The 22,366-nt window shown below is 52.5% G+C and carries 24 protein-coding genes; 12 read left to right on the plus strand and 12 right to left on the minus strand.

Annotated features, from left to right (window positions below):
- Window positions 1–9 precede the first annotated feature (9 nt).
- The 6 genes from HX448_RS03055 (at window position 10) to HX448_RS10570 (ending at window position 5,996) form a co-directional block, all read left to right on the plus strand.
- Window positions 10–1,506 (plus strand): B12-binding domain-containing radical SAM protein, encoded by a 1,497-nt coding sequence (locus tag HX448_RS03055; protein ID WP_102330702.1) that lies wholly within the window; start codon window positions 10–12, stop codon window positions 1,504–1,506.
- A gap of 2 nt (window positions 1,507–1,508) precedes the next feature.
- Window positions 1,509–1,664 carry a hypothetical protein gene (locus HX448_RS03060; RefSeq protein WP_162485981.1) on the plus strand — a complete coding sequence of 52 codons (156 nt, stop codon included), beginning with the start codon at window positions 1,509–1,511 and terminating at the stop codon, window positions 1,662–1,664.
- 21 nt (window positions 1,665–1,685) lie between these two features.
- Entirely contained in the window at window positions 1,686–1,973 is a 288-nt protein-coding gene (locus HX448_RS03065) for a hypothetical protein (RefSeq protein WP_102330703.1), read from the plus strand.
- Between the two features lie 66 nt (window positions 1,974–2,039).
- On the plus strand, window positions 2,040–3,365 hold the full coding sequence (locus HX448_RS03070; protein WP_102330704.1) for a radical SAM protein: 1,326 nt from the start codon (window positions 2,040–2,042) through the stop codon (window positions 3,363–3,365).
- Between the two features lie 243 nt (window positions 3,366–3,608).
- Window positions 3,609–5,765, plus strand: coding sequence for a PqqD family peptide modification chaperone (locus HX448_RS03075; protein WP_102330705.1), 2,157 nt, complete (start codon window positions 3,609–3,611; stop codon window positions 5,763–5,765).
- A gap of 105 nt (window positions 5,766–5,870) precedes the next feature.
- Entirely contained in the window at window positions 5,871–5,996 is a 126-nt protein-coding gene (locus tag HX448_RS10570; RefSeq protein ID WP_264294073.1) for a hypothetical protein, read from the plus strand.
- Window positions 5,997–6,065: 69 nt separating this feature from the next.
- On the opposite strand, the gene serS is transcribed toward HX448_RS10570, so the two are convergent.
- The 4 genes from serS to HX448_RS03095 form a co-directional block, all read right to left on the minus strand.
- Window positions 6,066–7,301, minus strand: a complete 1,236-nt coding sequence (gene serS / locus HX448_RS03080) for a serine--tRNA ligase (RefSeq protein ID WP_102330707.1) — start codon at window positions 7,299–7,301, stop codon at window positions 6,066–6,068.
- 5 nt (window positions 7,302–7,306) lie between these two features.
- Window positions 7,307–9,073 carry a lysine--tRNA ligase gene (gene lysS / locus HX448_RS03085; protein WP_226846827.1) on the minus strand — a complete coding sequence of 589 codons (1,767 nt, stop codon included), beginning with the start codon at window positions 9,071–9,073 and terminating at the stop codon, window positions 7,307–7,309.
- A 211-nt stretch (window positions 9,074–9,284) separates the two neighbouring features.
- Entirely contained in the window at window positions 9,285–9,449 is a 165-nt protein-coding gene (locus HX448_RS03090) for a hypothetical protein (protein WP_162485982.1), read from the minus strand.
- A gap of 32 nt (window positions 9,450–9,481) precedes the next feature.
- Window positions 9,482–9,982, minus strand: a complete 501-nt coding sequence (locus tag HX448_RS03095; protein WP_102330709.1) for a hypothetical protein — start codon at window positions 9,980–9,982, stop codon at window positions 9,482–9,484.
- Window positions 9,983–10,249: 267 nt separating this feature from the next.
- Here HX448_RS03095 and HX448_RS03100 point away from each other — a divergent pair, with 267 nt between their 5' ends.
- The 3 genes from HX448_RS03100 to HX448_RS03110 all read left to right on the plus strand — a co-directional run bounded on the left by HX448_RS03100 (window position 10,250) and on the right by HX448_RS03110 (window position 12,232).
- Window positions 10,250–10,498 carry a hypothetical protein gene (locus HX448_RS03100; protein WP_102330710.1) on the plus strand — a complete coding sequence of 83 codons (249 nt, stop codon included), beginning with the start codon at window positions 10,250–10,252 and terminating at the stop codon, window positions 10,496–10,498.
- Between the two features lie 853 nt (window positions 10,499–11,351).
- Window positions 11,352–11,534 (plus strand): hypothetical protein, encoded by a 183-nt coding sequence (locus tag HX448_RS03105; RefSeq protein WP_102330712.1) that lies wholly within the window; start codon window positions 11,352–11,354, stop codon window positions 11,532–11,534.
- A gap of 248 nt (window positions 11,535–11,782) precedes the next feature.
- Window positions 11,783–12,232, plus strand: coding sequence for a hypothetical protein (locus HX448_RS03110; RefSeq protein WP_102330713.1), 450 nt, complete (start codon window positions 11,783–11,785; stop codon window positions 12,230–12,232).
- 312 nt (window positions 12,233–12,544) lie between these two features.
- Here the strand turns inward: HX448_RS03110 and recO are convergent, their stop codons facing one another.
- The 8 genes from recO to HX448_RS03150 all read right to left on the minus strand — a co-directional run bounded on the left by recO (window position 12,545) and on the right by HX448_RS03150 (window position 18,319).
- Window positions 12,545–13,309: a DNA repair protein RecO gene (gene recO / locus HX448_RS03115; protein WP_102330714.1), complete on the minus strand. Its 765-nt coding sequence runs from the start codon at window positions 13,307–13,309 to the stop codon at window positions 12,545–12,547.
- The gene (locus tag HX448_RS03120; protein ID WP_102330715.1) at window positions 13,306–13,998 is read right to left on the minus strand and encodes a DNA alkylation repair protein; all 693 of its coding nucleotides are present in this window, start codon (window positions 13,996–13,998) and stop codon (window positions 13,306–13,308) included. The genes recO and HX448_RS03120 overlap by 4 nt, the downstream gene beginning before the upstream one ends.
- On the minus strand, window positions 13,995–14,330 hold the full coding sequence (locus HX448_RS03125) for a tRNA-binding protein (protein ID WP_102330716.1): 336 nt from the start codon (window positions 14,328–14,330) through the stop codon (window positions 13,995–13,997). The genes HX448_RS03120 and HX448_RS03125 overlap by 4 nt, the downstream gene beginning before the upstream one ends.
- 3 nt (window positions 14,331–14,333) lie before the next feature.
- Window positions 14,334–15,392 (minus strand): magnesium/cobalt transporter CorA, encoded by a 1,059-nt coding sequence (gene corA, locus HX448_RS03130; protein ID WP_102330717.1) that lies wholly within the window; start codon window positions 15,390–15,392, stop codon window positions 14,334–14,336.
- Window positions 15,393–15,404: 12 nt separating this feature from the next.
- A complete protein-coding gene (gene recR / locus HX448_RS03135) occupies window positions 15,405–16,016 on the minus strand; it encodes a recombination mediator RecR (protein ID WP_102330718.1) in 612 nt (203 codons plus the stop codon).
- A 4-nt stretch (window positions 16,017–16,020) separates the two neighbouring features.
- Window positions 16,021–16,320, minus strand: coding sequence for a YbaB/EbfC family nucleoid-associated protein (locus tag HX448_RS03140; protein ID WP_102330719.1), 300 nt, complete (start codon window positions 16,318–16,320; stop codon window positions 16,021–16,023).
- The gene (gene dnaX / locus HX448_RS03145) at window positions 16,302–17,987 is read right to left on the minus strand and encodes a DNA polymerase III subunit gamma/tau (RefSeq protein ID WP_102330720.1); all 1,686 of its coding nucleotides are present in this window, start codon (window positions 17,985–17,987) and stop codon (window positions 16,302–16,304) included. Before dnaX ends, HX448_RS03140 begins: the two co-directional genes overlap by 19 nt.
- Window positions 17,988–18,112: 125 nt before the next feature.
- Window positions 18,113–18,319 carry a hypothetical protein gene (locus HX448_RS03150; RefSeq protein ID WP_102330721.1) on the minus strand — a complete coding sequence of 69 codons (207 nt, stop codon included), beginning with the start codon at window positions 18,317–18,319 and terminating at the stop codon, window positions 18,113–18,115.
- Between the two features lie 246 nt (window positions 18,320–18,565).
- Between HX448_RS03150 and rimO the strand changes: the two genes are divergently transcribed.
- From rimO to HX448_RS03165, 3 genes are all read left to right on the plus strand, one after another.
- Complete coding sequence (gene rimO / locus HX448_RS03155; protein WP_102330722.1) at window positions 18,566–19,894, plus strand: 30S ribosomal protein S12 methylthiotransferase RimO; 1,329 nt, start codon at window positions 18,566–18,568, stop codon at window positions 19,892–19,894.
- A 121-nt stretch (window positions 19,895–20,015) separates the two neighbouring features.
- Window positions 20,016–21,626, plus strand: coding sequence for a peptide chain release factor 3 (locus tag HX448_RS03160; RefSeq protein WP_226846829.1), 1,611 nt, complete (start codon window positions 20,016–20,018; stop codon window positions 21,624–21,626).
- A gap of 72 nt (window positions 21,627–21,698) precedes the next feature.
- Entirely contained in the window at window positions 21,699–22,361 is a 663-nt protein-coding gene (locus tag HX448_RS03165; protein WP_102330724.1) for a cyclase family protein, read from the plus strand.
- The last annotated feature ends 5 nt before the right edge of the window (window positions 22,362–22,366 follow it).

Genomic DNA, 22,366 nt, shown 5'->3' on the forward strand with positions numbered 1-22,366 from the left:
AGGTCAACAATGAAAGTTCTTCTGATCAATGCCCCCGCTCTCGATTACATCAAGTATTACAACTCCAATGCCTATACGACGTTCGACTATGGCCTGTTGTCTATCGCAGCGGTCCTGGAGCAACATGGCCACCAAGTCCAGATTTGGGATGGCTTCGTCGATTTCCGAAAGGCTAAGGATTTCACTGACTTCAAACCTGAGCTTGTTGGCTTTTCGGTTCTGGCCGGGCCGAACATGGAAGGGTCGATCTCTCTCTCCAAGGAATTCCGGAAACTCCTGCCTGATGCCAAGATCGTCTGGGGCGATGTCCATGCCAGCGTACTTCCGGAACAGACCCTGACTCCGGACTACATTGACTTTGTGGTCGTCGGCGCAGGCGAGTTCACCGTGCTGGAACTCGTGGAGCATCTTGAAAAGGGGAACGCCAATTATTCAGATATCAAAGGCCTGGGCTACAAAGATAACGGCAAGATAATCATTAACGAACGCCGTCAGTTCATAAAGGATCTCGAATCGCTACCGGATCCTGCCTGGCATCTTATAGATGTCAAAAAGTATTCGACCCCCGGACTGAACACGTCTCGCGGCTGCGTTAACCAGTGCACCTTTTGCTACAACAAGTCCTATAACAAGGGCTACACCGGTTGGGTGTCGGCAAGCCGCATTATCAAGCAGATCGATTTCCTCCAAGAAAAGTACGATATTAAATATATCCGCTTCAACGAAGACAACTTCACCTTCAATCGCAAACGCCTCCGCGAAGTCTGCAACTTGTTGATTGCCAGAAAGCGCAAGATCAAGTGGAGTTGCGACGCTCGCGCCGACCTCTCTGAAGCCGACATTGCCCTGATGGCCAAGAGCGGTTGTGTCGATATTGGGCTTGGTATCGAAAGCGGCAGCCCCAGGATGCTTGAGTTCATTAAAAAAGATGTCACTGCAGAGCAAATGGCGGCTACCTTCTGGAATTTCATCAAGCACAAGATCAGGACTTCGGTGTATATCCTCTGCGGCATGCCGACCGAGACGATCGAGGACTTCAACGAGACTCAACGGTTCCTTGAAGAGGATCTGGACCGGCCTTACTACATGTTCCACCGTTACGTACCATTCCCTGGTTCTGCGATGTACGACTATTGTGTGGAGCATAACCTGATCGAGGCGCCGCAAAAACTTGAAGATTGGCCCGGGTATGTCAAATTCTACGGACACAAGGGCGGTCACTTGAGCCAAGTGCCTGAGGAAGTGATCGAGGCGGCGGTCCAGAAATGGTCGACGACCTATGCCGTACAACGCTTCCGCTTCACTTTAAGGCACGACCGGTCCTACTTCTGGATCATCTTCAAAAATCCACTGAAGTTCCTGAAAGAACTACAGGGACTCTGGAAGTACCAGGCGCAGGTGCACAACTATCACCGGACTGTAGTCAAAGAACAGCAGCGGCAAAAATTGGTCAATCCAGACGTACTATCTCTTTCACGTTCAGGCAACGCCAAGCAGGTGGTGTAGATATGGGAACTTTCATCGGAACGGTTTTCGGCGGATTTCTCATTGCTCTTTGCGAACTCTGGAGGCGAGTTTCCGGCCGAGCGACGTTCGAGGAACTCATACCGCCCTGGGCTGAGGACCTTCCGGGCAATGCATTCACTTACAGCAGGTTCCCGTAACTGGTCATAAAAGGAGAATAGATGGCAGGTTGGCATCCGGGAAAAGACCGGATGAAGATGGCCACCACCAATCTGTTCAACTATTTCTTTGCCGCGATGTACCCGAGCTTTGGTTATGGGCTCAAGACCGGGGAACCGATCGAAGACTGGTGGGATATGGCTCTCCCGTATTACGGTTTCGATTCGACTATGGATTCGGACATATGGGATACCATCGCCTTTAGATCCAGGGCTTTTTGTTGTGGAAGGCAGGCCGTTGAAGCCTGCCTTCCTTTGTTAAAAGAAGGCGATCGGTCTTTTAACAAGTAATACTTTGAACGGAACGGTTGTAAAAAGTATAATTGCTGCTGTTTTCCTGGTTTAAGGTAGAGGTGGATGATGAATCTAATTTTGTCCCGCGAGTGTGGGAATTCTTGCCCCTATTGTTTTGATGAGGCCGAAAAGCAAGCCGGTCAAAAGCACTTCATTTCGATGGAGGAAGTTGGAGCCTTCGCCAAATGGGCGTACAACGCACGGCTACCATACCTTTCATTATCAGGGGGCGAACCGTTTTTACATCCCAAACTAGGGATGATCGTGAAACTCTTCCGCCAGAATTGCCGCGATACTGCGATAAGAATATTAAGTGGTGGGGTTTTCAATAAAGATGTACTTGATACCATTTCTCCTGAAGATGCCGGAATAATCTTCAACGTCAATGAGCCGAAGGATTATGAAAATCCGAAGCATTTTTGCAAGGTGATCAACAACATTGAGACTGCCATCCGAAAAGGCTTCAGGATCGGAATAGGTTTCAATGTATGGAGACTTGATTTTGATACCGCTTTCATATCCAATCTCGCCCACCGTCTCGCATTACCGAGGTTCACTTGGGCGGTGGCTAATCCCATTAATGGTTTGCCATCCAAAGCCGTCCTTCCAGAGCAGTACCCGGCATTTTCAGAACGTTGTTTTCAGATGTTGCAGGAAGCCGCGCGGTTGAACATAGAGGCGGGCTTGGATTGCAGTTTACCGCTCTGTTTTTTCAACGACGCCCAGATGGGTTGGGTCAGGCAATATCACCCCGGTACGGCGTCATTAATGGGTACGTGCGAACCTCCACCGATCGATGTTACACCCGAGTTGGAGGTCATTAGATGTTTTGCGTGTTCAAAAGCAGCACGGCTCAAGTTAAGGGATTTCCACAATCAGGGCGAAATCGAAGAGTGGTTCCAGAAGCACATCGATGCCCAATTACTTCATAAAGGTGTCTTCCCGTATTGCAGTGAGTGTCAGCATCTGAAAGAAGGCAGGTGCTATGGCGGCTGCCTGGCATGTCGCGAAGAAGACATTGGCCTTGTTAGAGAAAAACTGAATTCCCCGAGCTTAGAGCAGCAGATGGATGAAGCTCTCGGGACCGGCAAAGCTGATCTTGCCCTAAGTTATTTTAATGCCGCAAACCATTGGTTAAAAACCGATGCAGCTACCTTCAAAGCAGCAGTCGCGGCTTCAAAACTTGGCGATTGGACGCAGGCGCTGCGCTATGCCACAAAGGCTAATTATAACGCTACGGAATTCGAAACGATGCGGAAAATCAGAGAATTCATTGCCAGCATTCCGTCATCGGCTCTTGATACAGGTGTCGAGGTTGCCGCGAACGAAGGTTCAAACGTTTTTGTGTCGCTTCCTGTTCAAACCGTTCGAGGCAAGGATTCCACTTAGCTAAATCTTGGGGAACACCTGGACCATCCGATCTAACACAACAATGGGTTCATCCAATCTCGGGAGTTGAGGTTCAGGTACTTTGTTCAAACCCAGGGCACAGAATGCATGCGCGGCTCTTGCCGCCACCTAAGTGACTTTAAATTGGCTTTCTGCTAGAATAAACTTCCTTAACCCAATAGTAACCGTCAGCCAACCCCAACTCGCCTATGTAGTGATTGAAAAAGGGACGTCAGAGTTTCGATGAAGGTCCTTCTAATTTTTCCACCCCAGTGGACGCCGTTTCGCCCATATCTTAGTCTGCCGTCGTTAACGGCCTATCTTCAGGAACACGGAGTAAACGTCGTTCAGAAAGACTTCAACCTTGAAGCTTACGATTTGCTGCTTTGCAAAGACTATTTAACGAAGATTGGCGGGCAACTCAAGAGCCAATTTGCCGCACTCGAATCGAAAGAATCATTGGCTCCCGGGATAGAGCAGAAGCTCTACTCCGACCTGTTCATGGCCAAGTCGCTTGTCCCCGAACTGATCGAGAAAGTTGAGTCCGCCAAAGCCACCTACCGCGATCCGGTCAACTTTTACGATCCCGACAAACTGGCAGCAGCGACACATATTATCACCGAGTCTCTGACATCGATCGCACTGGCCCATTACCCCACCAGTATGGGTTTGTCGTCTTTCGACATGCCTTCGTTCACCGGTTCGTTTGCTAGTCTTAAGAGAGCTACGGAGAACCGGCTAGAAAATCCCTACATTGAATTGTACGAACAGCATCTGCTGTCTTTTATCGACAATGAAAAACCAGGGCTCATCGGGATTACGATCTCAGGTGAAAGCCAACTGATCCCGGCACTGACCCTGTCCCGGATGCTTAAGTCACAAGGCGTTAAGGCACATATCTCTATTGGCGGCTACGTGGTCTCGATGCTTGCCGAGATCCTCCCCAAGTATCCCGATCTTTTTAACGAATTCTTCGATAGCGCCATTATTAATGACGGTGAGAAACCGCTCCTTGACCTTGTCCGGCATCTGGAACAGGGAAAATCCCTGGACGGAGTCCCGAACTTCATTTTCATGGATGCCGAGCGCATTAAAGCCAATCCGAAGGAAACGCCCGAAAACATTAACTGCCTCCCGCCCCCAACGTTTGAAGGCCTGCCACTGAACGAGTATTTCAGCCCCGATCCGGTGCTCCCGGTGCTTTCCTCCAGGGGTTGCTACTGGGCTCGATGCGCTTTTTGTACCCACAGTCTTGCCTACGGCATGACCTATCAGATCAGAGATGCCGGCAAATTTGTAGATGATCTCGAAATTTTATCCAAAAGGTATGGAGTTACCCATATTGCGCTTTCGGATGAGGGTACCTCGCCCGCTTCGGTAGGCAGGATATCCGACGAGATATTGCGGCGAGGTCTAAAGGTTAGGTTGTCCACCTCCATTCGCCCCGAGAAACAGTTCACACCGGAACTATGCCGGAAAATGGCCGAGGCGGGTTTGAGAGAGGTGTACATCGGCGTTGAATCCGCTTGCGATCGCGTTCTCGGCCTTATAAACAAGGGCACCAGCTGCGCAATAGATGAAGAGGTATTGCGCAACATTCATGAGGCCGGAATTTGGGACCATGTATACATAATGTTCGGGTTCCCCGGTGAGACTATGGAAGAAGCCTGCCAAACGTTCGATTTCATCGAGAAGAATACAGGCATAATCCGGTCTCTTGGCATCAGTAATTTCTCTGTCGGCCGCAATTCCAGAGTGATGAAGCACCCCTCGGAATACGGTGTTACCCTTCCGGACGCCGGCGATGACCTCGATTTTAAACTCTACATCCCGTACCAGACCTCTGAAGGATTGAGTGATGTTGAAGGCTGGCAACTCACCGAAGATTGTTATGCTAAAGTTGCGGTCAAGCTGGAAGGTGACGTACTGCTTGAAAAGATCGGCCACCACTATGATAAAGGCTGCATCCTTCCGCAATACCTGTCTCATTACGAATCTACCGACCCCTTCCTGAGCACTGTCGTTAAGGTCAAGCCGCCAGCAACGCCGCCACGTCGGACGATCAACTCGAAATCCCGACTTGCACTGAAGCCGGGGGTTACGATGGAAACGCTACAGTTCAACCTGAGGCAGATCCGCAAAAATATTACTGATGGTGCCAAATCAGTCGTTTATCGAGAACCGACGATAACCCTTTGCGAGCCGGGGCAAGCCCGATTCAAGCGGGTCGCGGACAACGCGGCAGAAATACTGAAGCTATGCGACGGGCAGAACACATTGGCTCAGATCAGCCAGAAATTAGCTCGTAGATTTTCAGTTCCCCCGTTCGTCATCGAACGTGACGCCATCGCTTTTATGCAACCTTTGTATGATGAAGGCTACGTAACCTTTCAGTCGTAAGATCGACCCGATTGATTTCGGTTATCTCTCCCCAAATTTGGAAGCTTATTGACAGGGCTCAAGACGGCTCTTATAATCCTGAGAAACAATTACCGGGAGGTTAAAATGTCCTGGGAACAGATCGTAATCTTTGTGGTCGTGCTCTGGGCGATAGTTCACACCATCATCGACATGCAGGTTAAAAAGAAGGTTGACGACCTGGCTATGAAGTTCGAAGAGCACAAGCACTAACGAGCCAATCTGGTTCAAACAACAGCCCCTCCCGTAATCGGGGGGCTGTTGTTGTTTTGGAAAGACTTGCTACTTAAGGACATTCGTGCCCATGTAAGGCCAAAGGGCTTCCGGGATCATGATCGAGCCGTCTGCCTGCTGGTAGTTTTCAAGCACCGCGATCAGGACCCTGGGCAAGGCCAACCCCGAGCCGTTCAGCGTGTGAACGAAATCGACCTTGCCGTCGGAAGCCCGGCGATAGCGGATGTTGGCGCGCCGCGCCTGGAAGTCCCAGCAGTTGGAACAGGACGAGACCTCAAGCCACTCCTTGATGCCCGGCGCCCAGATTTCGATATCATAACTCTTGGATGAAGCGAAGCCGATGTCGGCGGTGCAGAGCTGCTTGATGCGGTAGGGCAGCCCGAGCGCCCGGGCGATGTCCTCGGCGTCATCCAGCAGTTTTTCCAGTTCTTCGTTGGATTTCTCCGGTTCGGTGAACTTGTAAAGTTCGACCTTGTCGAACTGGTGCCCGCGCTTGATGCCGCGGGTGTCCTTGCCGGCGCTCATCTTCTCGCGGCGGAAGCAGGCGGTGTAGGCGCAGTATTTGATAGGGAGTTGGTCATTGGCCAGGATCTCGCCGCTGTGCAGGCTGGTGAGCGGCACTTCGGCGGTAGGTACCAGCCAGAGGTCGTCGATGGCGTCGCGGTAGAGGTTATCGGCGAACTTCGGCAGGTTGCCGGACCCATACAGGATTTCCTTTTTCACCAGGAACGGCAGGTACATTTCCTTGTAGCCGTGCTTGCGGGTGTGGAGGTCCAGGAACAGGCTGATGAGCGAACGCTGCAGCCTGGCGCCCAATTCCTTCAAGACATAAAAGCGAGTTCCCGACAACTTCACGCCGCGTTCGAAGTCGATGATGCCCAATTTTTCGCCTAGTTCCCAATGCGGTTTGACTTCAAAATCGAATTCCCGGACATCGCCGCAATACCGCAGCACGATGTTATCGTCTTCGCTGGTGCCGAAAGGAATGTCGGCCTGAGGGATATTGGGCACCTGCAGCAGGTAAGTCTGTAATTGCTCGTCCAGAGTCCGCAGGGTTTCTTCCAGGACGGCGATGCGTTCACGTAAAGCCCGTCCTGCTTCCGGATCGACGCGCTGCTTGGATTGCTCCTTGCGCTGGCGGCGTAGTTCATCCAATTCGGCGGTCTTTTCGCGGCGCAGGCGGTCGGTTTCCAGGATCTCGTCGATCGGCGCTTTGGTCTGGCGGGAATCGACGGCTTTATGCACCAGTTCAGGATTATCGCGGATGAGTTTAAGGTCGATCATGGATGTTACTCCTTATCCTTGAGCGCCGGGAAGAAGATGACCTCGCGGATGGTCTGGTTATCGGTCAGGATCATGGTCAGTCGGTCGATGCCGACACCCAAGCCTCCGGTCGGGGGCATGCCGTATTCCAGGGCGGTGATGAAGTCTTCGTCGATCGTCTCCTGCTCTTCTTCGCCCCGGGCTTCCTTAATTTTCTCCTGCCCCATGCGCAGTTTCTCGGACAGGCTGAGGACGGTTTTATCGCTCAGAGACTTCGCCTTGTGCTCGACCTCATGGATGTGCTCCCGGAACTCCCGGAGCGCCTTGAGGACGGCCGGGTTGTCGCCCGCCTGGCCTTCGATTTCCGAAGACAGCGCCCCGGCGCGGGCGGCCATCTGCTCGACTTTCACCGGGTCGCAGTGGGCTATCCCGGACACCTGGGCATCCATTTCGGCGATGAGTTCCTCGGTTAAAAGACCAAGCTGCGCCTCGGTGTTTCGGTAAAGGATCTGGAGCTTAAAGCGCTTCTCCTGTTCCAGGGGATCGTTTAGTTCCGAAAAGGCGTTGGCGATCTCCATGCCGGCACAAAAGCCCTCGAACCGCTCGACGATGCGCGGCTCATCCGGCCTCGTTTTGGCCAGCGGCGACATCTCGATAGGGTAATCGATTAGGAAGCAAGGCTGGATCAGGTTCGGCTCGATATAGGTCGAGAGCAGATCGTCCAAGAGCTTGCCCTTGTCTTTCTTCGGGTCGATGGCGATGCCGAGTTCCCGAATTTTCTGCCTGAGCGATTCGATATCGGCATAAGCCAGGAAATCGACGCCGCTTTTGGAAAGAAGTTCGGCGCGGAAATCGATACGGGGCCAGGGAGGGGTGAAATCGAGGGTGTTTTCGCCGTATTTGACGGTATAGCCGCCGGTGATGTCCTTGACGATGCTGGAAACCATTTCCTCCACCAGTTTCATGACGTCGCGGTAATCGGCATAAGCCTGGTAGGACTCCAGCATGGTGAATTCGGGGTTGTGCTTGAAAGAAATGCCCTCGTTGCGGAAGATGCGCCCGATCTCATAGACGCCGTCGAAACCGCCCACAATCAGGCGTTTCAGATGCAGTTCAAGGGCGATGCGGAGGTAGAAATCCCGGTCGAGGGCGTTGTGGTGGGTGATGAATGGCCTGGCGGCGGCGCCGCCTGCAGCAGGCTGCAGCACCGGCGTTTCGACCTCGATAAAGCCGCGGCCGTCTAGGTACTTCCGGATGCCGGAGATGATCCTGGCGCGGGTGCGGAAGGTGTCGCGGACCTCAGGGTTGGAAATAAGGTCCAGGTAGCGCTGGCGGAAGCGGGTTTCGGTGTCCTGCAAGCCGTGCCATTTTTCGGGCAGCGGCTGCAATGACTTGGTGAGCAGCGACAGCGTCTTGACGAAGACGGTGGGCTCGCCGGATTTCGAGAGCTTGAGATTACCGGTAGCGCCGATGAAATCGCCGATATCAAGGCTTGGCAGAAGGTCCCAGCCTTGCTCGATGTGGCCCTGGCCGCACAGTAGCTGGATTTTGCCGCTGCCGTCGAGGATATCGAAGAAGTTGATCTTGCCCATGCCCCGCCGGGCAATCAGTCGGCCGGCGACGGTCACCACCGGTTCGTTTCCGGTCCCGTCCGGTTGTTTGGCCAACGCGGCTGCTTCCGCATTGGTGTGGGTCCGATGAAAGGTATTGGGGTATGCTTCGACGCCCAGGTCTTTGAGGCGGGCCAGTTTGTCGAGGCGTTCGCGGGTAATATTGTCGATTCTTGAGGTCATATCGCCCTTTTATGATGTTCCAGTTCGGTAATTATAGGTGATGAACGAGGTCATAGCAATTGAGAATAACCAATATCGTTCGCCCCAATCGCTTCGCTCAGGGTAGGCTCTGAGCTTGTCGAAGGATGTGACGATTCTTGGTAGTCACCGTCCATTCATGGTTCGACTGGCTCACCACGAACGGATATCTGTTGATTACATTAGTCAAGGGCTACCCACCTTTCCCTACCGCGGCTCGAGGTTGATAGCGGTTAGCGGCCTCGATGGTGAGAGCCGGGGACACCAGGTAGTCGTCGTGGGATTTTGACGGGCCGACGTAGAGGTTCAGAGCCCGGTTGGGCTTAGAGTCAAACTGGCCGGGATTTGTTTTTCCCATTTTTCCAAAAACGTTTTTTCTGAAACAAATCATCAAATTTTAGCTTCAGGTTGAACGTGGGATTTGTTTTCCAAATCAAACCCTTCCGAATGGTGTTCTTCCATCCATTTATTAAATGCCAAGGTGACATCCTTATCGCCAGTAGCCAGCAAGTGTGCGAAAAAGCGTCCCATGATATTGAGGGCTCTCGGGGTGGGCTCGCATTCCTCCGGTTCAAGCGGAAGAGCGGCCTCCAACCTGAGGATAGTGTTGGTAATCCTGTTGATCAGGGCTAAATTCCAGGGTTCAGTCTCCAGCATTTCGGCCAGTTTGCAGCGAAAAAGTGCCAGCTCAGCCTCGACGCCTCTAACACCGCAGGCTTCGTTAAAATCCTGGAGCTGTTTAGGCGACAGGTACCTGGCATAGAGGCCATGCTTTCGGGCATTATGGTTTCCGGGTGGAGCACCGCGACGACGGACCGGGGGTTGAGGGAGTGCCGGAGTTTCGGGTTGTGCGATATTCAGTTGTGGGGTAGCACCTGCGTTCTCATTCATGCCGAGAATTATAGCACGGGTGTACTCCTAGGCTGTCAAGCGTTTCGTGTCGTTTTTGGTGCCATTTTCAAAAAATATTTTTACCACAAGGCGGTCAACGAAAATAAACTTTAAAACCTGTTTCTTAGTCAGGGTTCTGGCTGGACCGACAGAGAGCAGATAGGTATTTTGAAACCTTAAGCAGCTATACGGATGTTATTGACTCATGGCGTATAATTTACCATAACTTACTTTTATTTACCTAAGACTGACTCAAAGAAGGTATAAATGGACATATTCTCGAAAATTGCACGAGTGGCCAAGGTGACGATAGATGAGATAAATAAACCAGAAAGCTACGTAAAGGGCGATTCATTTGAGAACTATGTTCGTCACAGACTTTTCGTGAAAGATAGATACGACTTAATACAAAAAACCCATACCTTTAACACAAACAAAGACGATTATATTGAAAATACAAAAGAACCCGATTTCAAATTTAGATCGATAAAAACTGGCGAAGAATTCTTTGTTTAAGCTAAATTCCGATCTGCGTTTTATGACAACGCGATTGAATGGTGTAAACTCTTTCAACTCAAGAGATACAAGGAAATAGGGGAAAAAACGCCCGTATATATCATTCTTGGAATTGGGAAAGAATCCGATTCTCCAGGACAAGTATTTTTGATACCATTAAAGGACATCAAATATACAAAACTCTTCCGTTCTTTTTTGAAGGATTATGAGGTGTCTACTAACTCACCAATCGATTACCGATTGCTTAAATAACACTAAGTACACATGGAAGGGGAATGATCCCCGATGTTTGTTGTTAAAAAATGGCAGGTCTGATTCGTTGACGGGCAGGATATAATTAAAGTCAGATCTAGGGGAAACCAGCAGCAGAACGAACAAGCGAACGTTTGTTGGAGGCGACAAATGTTACTAAGGATACTGGGAGTAGTAATCCTTGTATTCGCGATACCCGTGGCAGCTTTCTCCATCATGGGTCTGATCTTCAGTGGTGACAGCGCGGAATTAATTCAAGGGGTTATCGGGACGGTAATAACTGTTGGCTTAGTTCTGATTGGGTACATGCTGGTTAAGAGAAGTTTCAAATAAGGTGTCATGATAATCAAGAGTCACGAGGTACAAAATCAAATCTAATAAAATTCTATATCGGCTTAACCTTGGCTCTTGGTTCAGCCGCCTGGATGTTTTTCGATTCTTTTTATCCAATCCAAATTGTTATCGGGATAATTGGGATAGGATTGATAGGGACTTCTGAGTATCGACCGCTAAAATAATTTTCCGTATATCGTCTAATCCTCAACATATGCATGGAATGGCAAACATCCCGATATGAATATTTTTCCAGAGGTGTATTAATATGGACGCAGCGAAAATTATCTCGCCATTCGCCCTTAGCGCAGTATTGTTTGTTTTGGCCTATCTTTCGAGTAAAGATAGCAACAGTGGCTTTTTCCCAATAATGCTATTCGGAATTGGCGTAATCCTCGCAATTGCCGGAGTCATGGCCATTTTTTCTGACGATAAAAACAAACAGAAGTAATAAGTTAAATCTCTCGACAAGCGTACGTATGGAATGGCAATGATCCCGTTATCTTCATGAAGTAACAGCCAACCAGCAATTTTCAAGTTATATCATTTGCCGGAAGGTTTACTATGGGTACCATCGAATTAGCTCAGTTTTATACAATTGGCAAGATGAGTGATGAAAAGTCAGGTAAATGCATCTTGTAAACAAATATTGTCAATGGTACTATCGTACTAGTCATCAAAGCTGAGGAGAGGAGAATTATGAAAAAGATTAGCAAAATACTGATTGCGGCGGTTCTTGGATTTACTTTGACATTAGCGGGTGCTATTTCTGTGTCCGCAACTGACCTAGAGGGACTCACCCCAGGTTTCTGGAAGAATCACACCGAAGCATGGGCAGACACGGGCTTTTCACCTACTGACCAAATCGGGTCAATTTTTAACGTCCCTGATGAGTACAATTTGGATGACTTCACTTTATTGGAAGCTTTAAGCTTCGGCGGAGGCAAAGGAGAAATTGGTGCGGCTAAGATTCTACTCAGAGCTTCTGTTGCAGCCATCCTAAACGCTGGTGACCCCGACATCAAGTATTATTATCTGTTAAGTTCGATTTACTCGAACACCAATGCTGAGCTCAACAGTCATAACAGAGCAGACATGCTATGGCTTGCTGGTGTTTGGGATTCATACAATAATTTTGGTCTCCACTAAATACCACACAAAAGACTTTTATTAGCATAAGTGGATAGGCTGATATTGTGGCAAATTATCAGCCTATTCTCTTTTCCGGTATTTTAATCTTCAATGTCGATTGAATATGCGCATCGAAGGGCAAACACCCTATTAATAATTGAAGGGAGCTGTGCGCTCCCTTCAATTATATTCCCGATCCTACACACAATACTATGATATCGTTGTGAATACTCGCAATTGTATTACCCGTGCGGCTATCCACAAATAGATTTATCGAGTAACCGCCACTTGAGAACGCAAAAGGTGAAACAGCCAAAAATTTGCTGATTTTTAAGTCTCAGGCCTGGCTCTTAGCTCATCTAACCAGACAGCGCTCCTGATCCCTTTTTCCAGGTGGAAATGGATGTAAGCGCGGACCAGGGAAGCGATCTCAATGTTCAAATCCGGTTCCAGTTTCAGCCGGGCGATGGCCTCGTAACGGTTTTCCAGGAGAAACCGCATGACCTTGAGGCCGCTGACAGAAACGGGGTAGGTGACCGACAGATCGGCGCAGTCCGGGCAGAGGACACCTCCTGACGAGAGCGAAAAATAATTGGTTTGAGCTTTCAGTTCAGAGCCGCAACCAGGACAGCGGCGGAGTTCAGGCCGATAACCCAGGTTTTTAAGTAGGTTAAGTTCAAAATAGCGGGACAGCAACTCGGGATTGGCCGCCTCGCCAAGGTTTCCAAGGGCTTCGACGAGGAGGTCGAACAGGCTCCTGTTGGCCTGTTCCTCCGGGGCGAAATGGGAGACCAGTTCGGCGAAATACAGGGCGTAGGCGGTGCGCTCGAGCGAGTTTCTCAATGACAGGTAGGGAGATAACGTCTGGCTGCCGATGATGGTGTCAAGGTTTTTACCCCGCGCCAGGGTGATATCTGTGTGAGTGAGGAGTTCCAGATGCCCAGCCAACCGCGCCGTGGACTTACGGACGCCCTTGGCTACAGCTGAAACCTTACCCAACTCCCTGGTAAAAAGGGTGATCACCCGGTCGGCTTCGCGGAGGCGGGCGCGGCGGATAACGACAGCTTCGGTTTTGATCTCCCGTGGGGCGCTCATTTAACCCTCGCTGACAGGCGTTTTTGGACGGCGTCACTCTTAAGTTCCCGCATGGCATCGGCAGCGATCCAGCGGGCGGAAGGCGCGTCGATCAAAGCGATCTTTTCAGCGGTAGCGATCACCTGCCGGTTCAGTTCGAGCGAACTTTTGCCGATCTGCCGCAGCGCCCAGCTGACGGCTTTTTTGACGTAATTCCGATCATCAACGGCGCCGCGTTCGATCTCCGCAAAGATCGCTGCCATCTGAGGGGGCGCAAGACGCTTCTTACCCCCGACGACGGACCGCGCCATTAGCACGAAGCCGGCGCGTTTGACGAACTCCTCATCCCGGCGGCTCCATTCGACGGCCTTGGCATAGGCGTAAGGCGTCTTTTCCCACAGGTTGGAACATAGCTGGTCGCAGACGTCCCAGGAATCAATATCGGCAGTCCAGGCCTCCATCTGGTCAACGGTAACTTTTCGGGGATCGTCGATCAGACTGGCCAGGATATGGGCTTCATGTATACCGGACTGCCAAAGTTCAGCCGCGAGTTCGTGGTTTTTCCGATAGGGCTTGGCCATCTCGCGAAGCACGGGCATCGAAACACCGAGGGTGTTGTCGGCTTTGATGCCAAAACGAGCCATGCCTGCCACGTTGGCGGGATTGGCCAGGGATTTCAGTTCGGCGTTGATGGTTTCGCACTCTGTCATAATACGCGGCTCCCCGGGGGGACCTCGAAATCCGGCTTGATGAGAACGACATCGTTGTCCGGTCCCACGACGCCGAGCACCAGGACCTCCGAGATAAAATCGGCGACCTGCCGGGGCGGGAAGTTGGTCACCGCCAGGACGGCGCGGCCGATGAGGTCGGGACAACTGTAGTGGCTGGTGATCTGGGCGCTGGACTGTTTCAGGCCAAACTCACCGAAATCGATCCACAGCCTGTAGGCCGGTTTTTTCGCCTTGGGAAACGGTTCAGCCCTGACGACGCGGCCGGAGCGGATCTCGACTTTCTCAAAGTCGATGTAAGTGATCGATGCCAAGGGCTAAATCCATTTCTTACGACGGAAGAAGAGTAGCAGGTTTATGGCCGCGGTGGCCATGATGCCCAGGACGATGAAATAGCCCCAGTGCCAACGGAGTTCCGGCATGAAATCGAAGTTCATGCCGTAGACGCCGGCGATGAAGGTGAGGGGGATAAAAATGGTGGCGATGATCGTCAGCACCTTGATCACTTCATTCAGGCGGTTCGAGACGCTAGAAAGGTAGATGTCCAGCAGATCGGAGAGGATCTCTCGGGAGTTGTCGACGCCGTCCATGACCTGGATGACGTGATCGTAGACATCCTGGAAATAGATCCGGGTGTTGGGCTTGATGAGGGTCGATTCCGAATTTCTCAGGCCGCTGACCACTTCCCGCATCGGCCAGATGCTCCGCCGGAGGAACAGCAATTCCCCTTTGAGAGTTTTTATCGTCGCCAGGGTCGCGGTCGTCGGCGATACCAGCACGTTTTCTTCCAGATCGTCGGTGATTTCGCCGAAGCTTTCCAGAACCCCGAAATAGTTGTCGACTATGGCATCGATGAGAGCATATAGCAGGGAATCAGCCCCAAGTTTGCGGAGCATACCCTTGTTTTTGCGGAGGCGCTCCCGGATGGATTCGAAAGCATCGCCGCCGCCCTCCTGGAAGGACAGGATGAAGTTATTACCGAGGATGAGGCTGACCTGTTCGGCTTCGATCTCCCCCTTGGGGTCCCGGTAGAGCATCTTAAGGACGACGTAGAAGTAGGTCTCGAAGTCTTCAAACTTGGGACGCTGCTCTGTATTGACGATATCTTCCAGGACCAGAGGGTGAAGGCCGAAATGCTTGCCGAGTTGTTCGACGGTCGCGGTGTCCTGGAGGCCGTCTACGTTGATCCAGGTGACGGTGGCGGTGTCGCGGAAGGGAAACGCCTCTTCGACGCTGCCCAGGTCTTTTTCCAGGAGTTGGGACTCATCGTAGTCGAAAAGGCGCAGCCGGGTTTTTTCAGACCGGCGTTCGCCGATGTGAATCAGGGTGCCTGGCGGCAGCCCCGCTTTTTCCGACCGTTTGACTCTGCGAGCCATAAGTTTTCGACTCTAAAATTCTTGCCGGTTTTCCATTGCCCGGGACAGGGTCACGTCATCGGCGTATTCGATCTCGCCGCCGAAAGGCAAGCCGCGGGCCAGCCGCGTTACCTTCACGCCGAGAGGCGCAATAAGCCGCTGGAGGTACATGGCGGTGGTCTCGCCTTCGACATTGGCGTTGGTGGCCAGGATGATCTCGGCGACGGCGCCGCTTTCCAACCGGGTCATGAGCTCGGCAAGGCGGATGTCGCCGCTGCCGACGCCCTCAGAGGGCGAGATGGCGCCGTGCAGGACGTGGTAAACGCCCTTGTAAACGTTGGTGTGCTCCAGCGTCAGCATGTCCTGGGGCTGCTCCACCACGCAGATGCGGCTCTGATCCCGGACCGGGCTTGAGCAGATGCTACAGATTTCGGCGTCGGTAATGTTGCAACAGATCCGGCAGCGCTGGGTCTTCTGCTTCACCGCCACAAGCGCATCGGCGAGGTCTTTGACCTGCTCATCGCTGGCCTTCAGCAGGTGGTAGGCCAGGCGCTGGGCGCTCTTGGGCCCGATGCCCGGCAGGCGCGTCAACACATCGGTCAGACGGTTGACGGCGGCGGCGGTGGACTTGGGTGCCTCTTTCATGGTTTTACCCCAAGCCGGGGAGACCCATGCCGCCCATCATCCCGGCCATCTGCTTGGACGATTCCTTCTTGGCTTTTTCCATGGCGTCGTTGACCGCTTTAAGGATGTTGTCTTCCAACTGCTTGGTCTTAGTTGGGTTGACGGCATCTGGGCTGATGCTTATCGAAAGGAGCTTCTGCTGGCCGTTGACGCTAACCTTCACGGGGCCCTTCTCGCCCTCGACAACGATCTTGGCCAGTTCTTTCTGGATCTTGTCCAGCTGGGATTTGAGCTCCATTGCCTGTTTTACTTTTGAGAAATCCATTTATCCTCCACGTTTATTATCTCGGCGCCGCGTTTTTGCGCCTCTTTGACCAGATGGTTGCTGACCTGTTCGTGGACGCAGGCCACCTGGCACGGCGTTCCAACGCAGGCTGAAAGTATCTCACCGGTAACTCTTTTGTTTTCTGGTTCGTTGATCTTGTTCATATGAATGGGGAACTTGAAGGCTAGAGTAATGACACCCCCACTGTAAGCGACCGGTTGGGCGCCGGCGCTGCGAAGGATAGCTAGAGCCGTGGAACGCCTCAAGGCGGGCGGCGCCGCGGTGAGAAGGCCCGGCCACTGACTGACGAGATCCTCCAGAGTGGTGATCGGGACATTCGCGGGTTTCGGCGCCGGGGCAGGCTCGGATTTGCCCGTGCCTCCTGGCTTCTGTTGAGTAGGTTCCGGTTTTGACTCGGGCGGTTTTGGCGGGGCGGGGGGTTGAACGCTATTCTCAGCTCTCGATTGAGTTTTTAAGGTCGATTCTAACGGTTTGATCGACGATACGGGCTTCCTCGGAGCTGGTTCGGCGGTTGTTTTTATCCCTCTTGCAGGTTCTACGGGCGCCTCGGCGGCTTTTTCGAGAGCAACCAGTTTCAGGGTGGCATCGACAAGCGCCATTTCCATGGCCAGCGGCGTCGTCATATCCGCCCCGGAGGAGAGGGCTGAGAATCCCTTGAGGGCTTTCATAATCTGTTCCAGGGTGGCGCTCTCGGCGACTGTTTTAAGGTCGGCTAATTCTTCGGCGCTCAGCCCTGCCGCATCGGCGGAACCCGCCTTGACCATGAGCAACTGCCTGAGGCTTTCGGTTACCTCCCGATTGAACTGCTTCAGGTCAATACCGTCGGCGGCAACCCCGGATAACAGTTTCAAGCCGCCGGCTATGTCTCCTGCGACGACCAGTTTCACCAGCTGGCTTGACCGATCGTCCCCGGTGAGCCCGAGGCCGGACTGAACCTGCCGAAGGCCGATACGGCCGGCGTTGACCGTGGCGATCTGTTGCAGGAGGTTCTCGGCGTCCCGAAGGCTGCCGCTGGCGCTACGCGCCAGCAGGGCAACGGCGTTCTTTTCAATGTCGATGCCCTCCGCTTTGGCGATTTCGGCTAATTTTTCGGCAATATCCTTTACGGTCAGCCGCCTGAAATCGAAGCGCTGGCAGCGAGACATGATGGTGGGAAGGATCTTGTGCAGTTCGGTCGTCGCCAGGATGAATATGACCCGCGGCGGCGGCTCCTCAAGCGTTTTCAAGAGCGCATTGGAAGCGCTGGTCGAGAGCATGTGGACTTCATCGATTATATAGACCTTGTAGCGCGCCTCGGCGGGGGCGTAGTTTACCCGTTCTTTGAGTTCGCGAATGTCGTCGACGCCGGTATTGGAAGCGGCGTCGATCTCGATGACGTCCATCGCCCGGCCTTCGGTGATGCCGCGGCACATCTCGCAGGTATTGCAGGGTTCACCCAGACCATCGTTGGTGAGGCAGTTGACCGCCTTTGCCAGGATGCGGCCGGTTGAGGTCTTGCCGGTGCCCCGGGGACCGCAAAAAAGATAGGCCTGCGCCACCCGGCGCTGCTTCAGCGCGGACAGGAGGGTGGTGGTAATGGGTTCCTGACCCACGACCTCGGCGAGGTTCTGGGGGCGCCATTTTCGATAGAAAACCTGGCATGACATAATTGAATAATTATACCTTAATCAAGGACATCTGCGCGATATTTACGGTGAAAAAACGGAAAAAATGTCAGGGTAAAAAACTTACCCTGACATTTTTCTCACAGCCGGATTTTTGCGATATTCGATTATTTGGTGCGGTAGTGGACGTTCCAGCGGTAGCAGAGTTCCTCAACGAATTTCTTGATTTCAGGAATTTCGGAGGTGCCGAGTTCTGCCAGAAAGCCGTGCAGCAGCTCGCCGCCGCTCATGCCGGCAGTGGGTTCAGCGGGTCCGGGTAGGTTGACCCAGACGATCTCGTTCATTACCTTTTGATAATCGATCGAAGTGCCCATTATTTTCCTCCCCTTTTTATAACTGTAAATCGACACGCCGGCGCAGAGCTTGTTTGTACGGCGAGACGGGCTAAAGTTTAAGTCCCAGACGGTTTGAAGTCAAATATTTTGGTATTAGCAAACGCCTTTTTGAACGGCTAGATGACATAATTCGCCAGAATAATTGAGAACCCTGTATACTGTTGCGGCGGGTGGCGGGGGAGGGGTAGTAGTCTCCGCAGACCTCCAGCGAATATTCCATCTCAAATGAACGAAAATACATTCCAAATTGTTTCCTTAGGCTGCGCCAAAAACACTGTCGATGCCGATTCCATGGCCCAGTTATTGACAGCGGCCGGATATCAGCATGTGGATTCTCAGCGGCGGGCAAAAGTCATAATTGTCAATACCTGCGGTTTTATGACCTCCGCTACCGAGGAATCGTACGCGGAGTTAGCCAAACTGGCGTCGCGGAAGAAAAAAGGGCAAATCCTGATCGCGGCTGGATGCCTGGCAGAGCGCTACGGCGAGGGTGTGACCACAAGGATACCGGGCGTTGATGCCGTGCTCGGCACCCGCCGCTGGGTGGACATCGCCGGTCTAGTTCTTGAGCTTACCAAAGCAGAAGCCGCCGGCATCCATGTTGGCACAACCGGTGGCGAGGAAACGGGTGTCAAACGCGTGACGGTGCAAGGCGCCAGCGCATACCTGAAGATTGCCGACGGCTGCTCGCGGCAGTGCGCTTTCTGCGCCATCCCGCTGATCAAGGGACCGACGGTCAGCCGGCCTATGGAGTCGATCGTGTCAGAAGCCGTCTTTCTGCAACAACGGGGAGTCAGGGAAATAGTTTTACTTGCCCAGAATACGACGGACTACGGGCTCGATCTCGGCCTAAAGAACGGATTGGTGCAGTTGCTTCGTAAAATGACCGCCGCCGCGCCGGGCGTGGACTGGCTCCGGATCATGTACGCTTTTCCGGGCGGAGTGACCGATGAACTCATCGAAGTCATGGCAACGAACAAGCAGATCGTGCCCTATATCGATCTGCCGCTGCAGCATGCCCATCCGGACGTGCTGCGGCGCATGGGGCGGCCTGCAGACATAGATTGGGTCTATAGAACGCTCGAGAAGATGCACAAGGCTATACCTGACCTGGCTATCCGGAGCACCTTTATCATCGGCTACCCGGATGAAACAGAATCAGAATTCCAGTATTTGCTCGATTTTATCGGCGAGATTCGCTTCGACAAACTTGGCACGTTCAAGTTCTCTTTTGAAAAAGGCACACCGGCTGAAACGCTCGGTGATCCAATATCCGATATCATCAAAGAAGAACGTCTGAAACGTCTTATGGAAAAACAACAACAAATATCTCTCGAACGCAACCGGAGTTTCATCGGGCGAGACCTGAAGGTGCTGGTCGAGGGTAGCGGCGATGGGATTTCGATCGGTCGTAGCTATCGCGACGCTCCAGAAGTCGACGGCCTGGTGATCGTCAAAAGGCAAATCCCGTCGGGGGAAATGATTCAAGTTCACATCGACGACGCGATGGTTTACGACCTGAGGGGGTCGCCGGTTTCGAATGTGAAAACCTGATCTAATTCTGATATTATTAGATTACATGTCAGTTATCATAAAACTCACCCGCCTGTAAATACCTCCACATTCACACTCGGTTTGCTTCCATTTTCCGGAACTTTCATACAAGGGGAAACTGTTGAACGCTACTCAAGAAATTAAATTAGATACGAACGCGTTAAAAAAGGAGGTGTCGAGGAGACGCACCTTTGCGATCATCTCTCATCCTGACGCGGGCAAAACTACGCTCACAGAGAAGTTTCTGCTTTACGCCGGCGCGGTGGAACTAGCTGGCTCAGTCCGGGCGCGCGCCAATCAGCAACACACCGCTTCCGACTGGATGACCATGGAGAGGCAACGAGGCATTTCTATTTCGGCTACCGCCCTTGAGATGGAGTACCAGGGTTTTCGCATTAACCTGCTCGATACTCCCGGTCACCAGGATTTCAGCGAAGACACCTACCGGACACTGATGGCCGCCGACAGCGCCGTCATGGTGCTGGATTCCGCTAAGGGCATCGAGGCACAAACGGAAAAGTTATTCCGCGTCTGCCGCATGAGGGGCGTCCCAATCCTGACTTTCATCAATAAGATGGATCACCCGGGGCGCGACCCACTGGCACTTCTCGATGAGATCGAGCGGATACTGGGGATCGCGGCGGTACCGATGAACTGGCCCGTCGGCGAAGCCCCATCATTTCAGGGGGTGTACGATCTGCGCGGCAATAAGATGCTGCGTTTCCAGAGGACGGAACACAACCGGTTCAAGGCCCCGGTGCAGGTTTCGGGAATTGATGACCCGGCTCTGCCAGAATTGTTGGGTGAAGCCGCCTACAACAAGCTCGTCGAAGATGCCTCTCTTTTATCAGGGGCTGTGGCCGAGTTCGATCTGGCGCAATTTCTGAACGGGAAGATGACGCCTGTATTTTTTGGCTCCGCACTCAATAACTTCGGGGTTGAGGCTTTCTTGAACTCGGTCCTTGAACTGGCCCCGGCGCCGGTGGCTAGGGAAACGGAACAGGGGACTATCGACCCAGCCAGCGATACGTTCCGAGGATTCGTATTCAAACTCCAGGCCAACATCGATCCCAGGCATCGAGATCGGATGGCTTTTGTCAGGGTGTGTTCCGGGAAATTCGAAAAAGATATGCTTGTGCTCAACCCTCGGTTGAAACAGGAGATCCGGCTTTCGAGAGCCTTCAAACTGTTCGGCCGGGAGCGGGTGAGTGTCGATGAAGCCTTCCCGGGTGACGTCATAGGAGTTGTCAGTCCAGGCTTGCTGAGCATCGGCGACACAGTGACAACCGGGGAACCGATCGATTTTGCCAAAATACCGACTTTCTCACCTGAACATTTCGGCCTGTTGACCAACGACGATGTAACCCGTTTCAAGCAGTTTAACAGGGGACTTGAACAGCTTGAAGAAGAAGGTGCCATCCAGGTATTGAACTCTGAGGACGCCCTGAGGCGCGAACCGATCGTGGCGGCCGTCGGCGAACTCCAATTCGACGTCGTGCTTTCAAGGCTTGAAGAAGAATATGGCGTGAAAGCCAAGGTCCAACGGCTTGGTTTTTCCGGGGCCAGGTGGGTCAAGAATTCAGATGGAGCAATCCCGCGAATGTCTCTATCAAGCGGCATGCGGCGCTGCAGAGACAAGCGCGATGGCCTCGTAGTACTTTATAATTCCAAGTGGGAGCTGGAATATTTCCAGAAGGAAAATCCGGGGCTAATGCTCTCCGAGACCAGCTAGATTCATTTCTTGTCGCACATTGTAAAATCCTTGGGGCTGTCGTCTAATTAGGGGGGTAAAGAGAAGCTCAACATGGGTCCCGAAAGCTATAACCATCATGAGTGGATCGATGTTTCTGTCCCACTGAGCAACGATACGATCACCTGGCAGGGAGATCATCCGGTGCGTGTAGAGCGTACCGATGACATAGAACGGGGAGACAGCTACAGTCTTTCAGCCCTATGTCTCAGTTCTCATAGTGGAACTCACATCGACGCCCCAGCCCATTTCCTGAGAAACGGTGAGACCGTCGACAAAATTCCGATGGAGCGTTTTGTCGGTGCTGCACGAGTGGTAGAGATCGCCGATACCGAATCAATAAAGCCTCAGGAACTGAAGAATCACCGTATTCGAAAAGGCGATAGGATACTGTTTAAAACAAGGAATTCCGGACTCTGGCATGAGCGAAAAACCTTTACCGAGGATTATGTTTACGTAACATTAGGGGCGGCGTCCTATTTGGCCCAAATCGGCGTCGTCATGGTCGGGATAGATTATTTATCGGTCGGGAGCACAACCCAGGAAGGCGTCGAAGTGCATCGCGTTCTTCTCGAGTCGGGGATTATAATTGTCGAAGGGCTCGATCTATCCAAAACAGGGGCGGGGAGGTTCGACCTGATCTGCCTGCCGCTCAAAATCCATAACGGGGACGGCGCACCTGCGAGGGTTATTTTACGGCCACGTCGGCGAGGATAGCTAAC

Origin of the sequence: Dehalogenimonas etheniformans, from assembly GCF_014672715.2 — a bacterium.
Taxonomy (GTDB): domain Bacteria; phylum Chloroflexota; class Dehalococcoidia; order Dehalococcoidales; family Dehalococcoidaceae; genus Dehalogenimonas; species Dehalogenimonas etheniformans.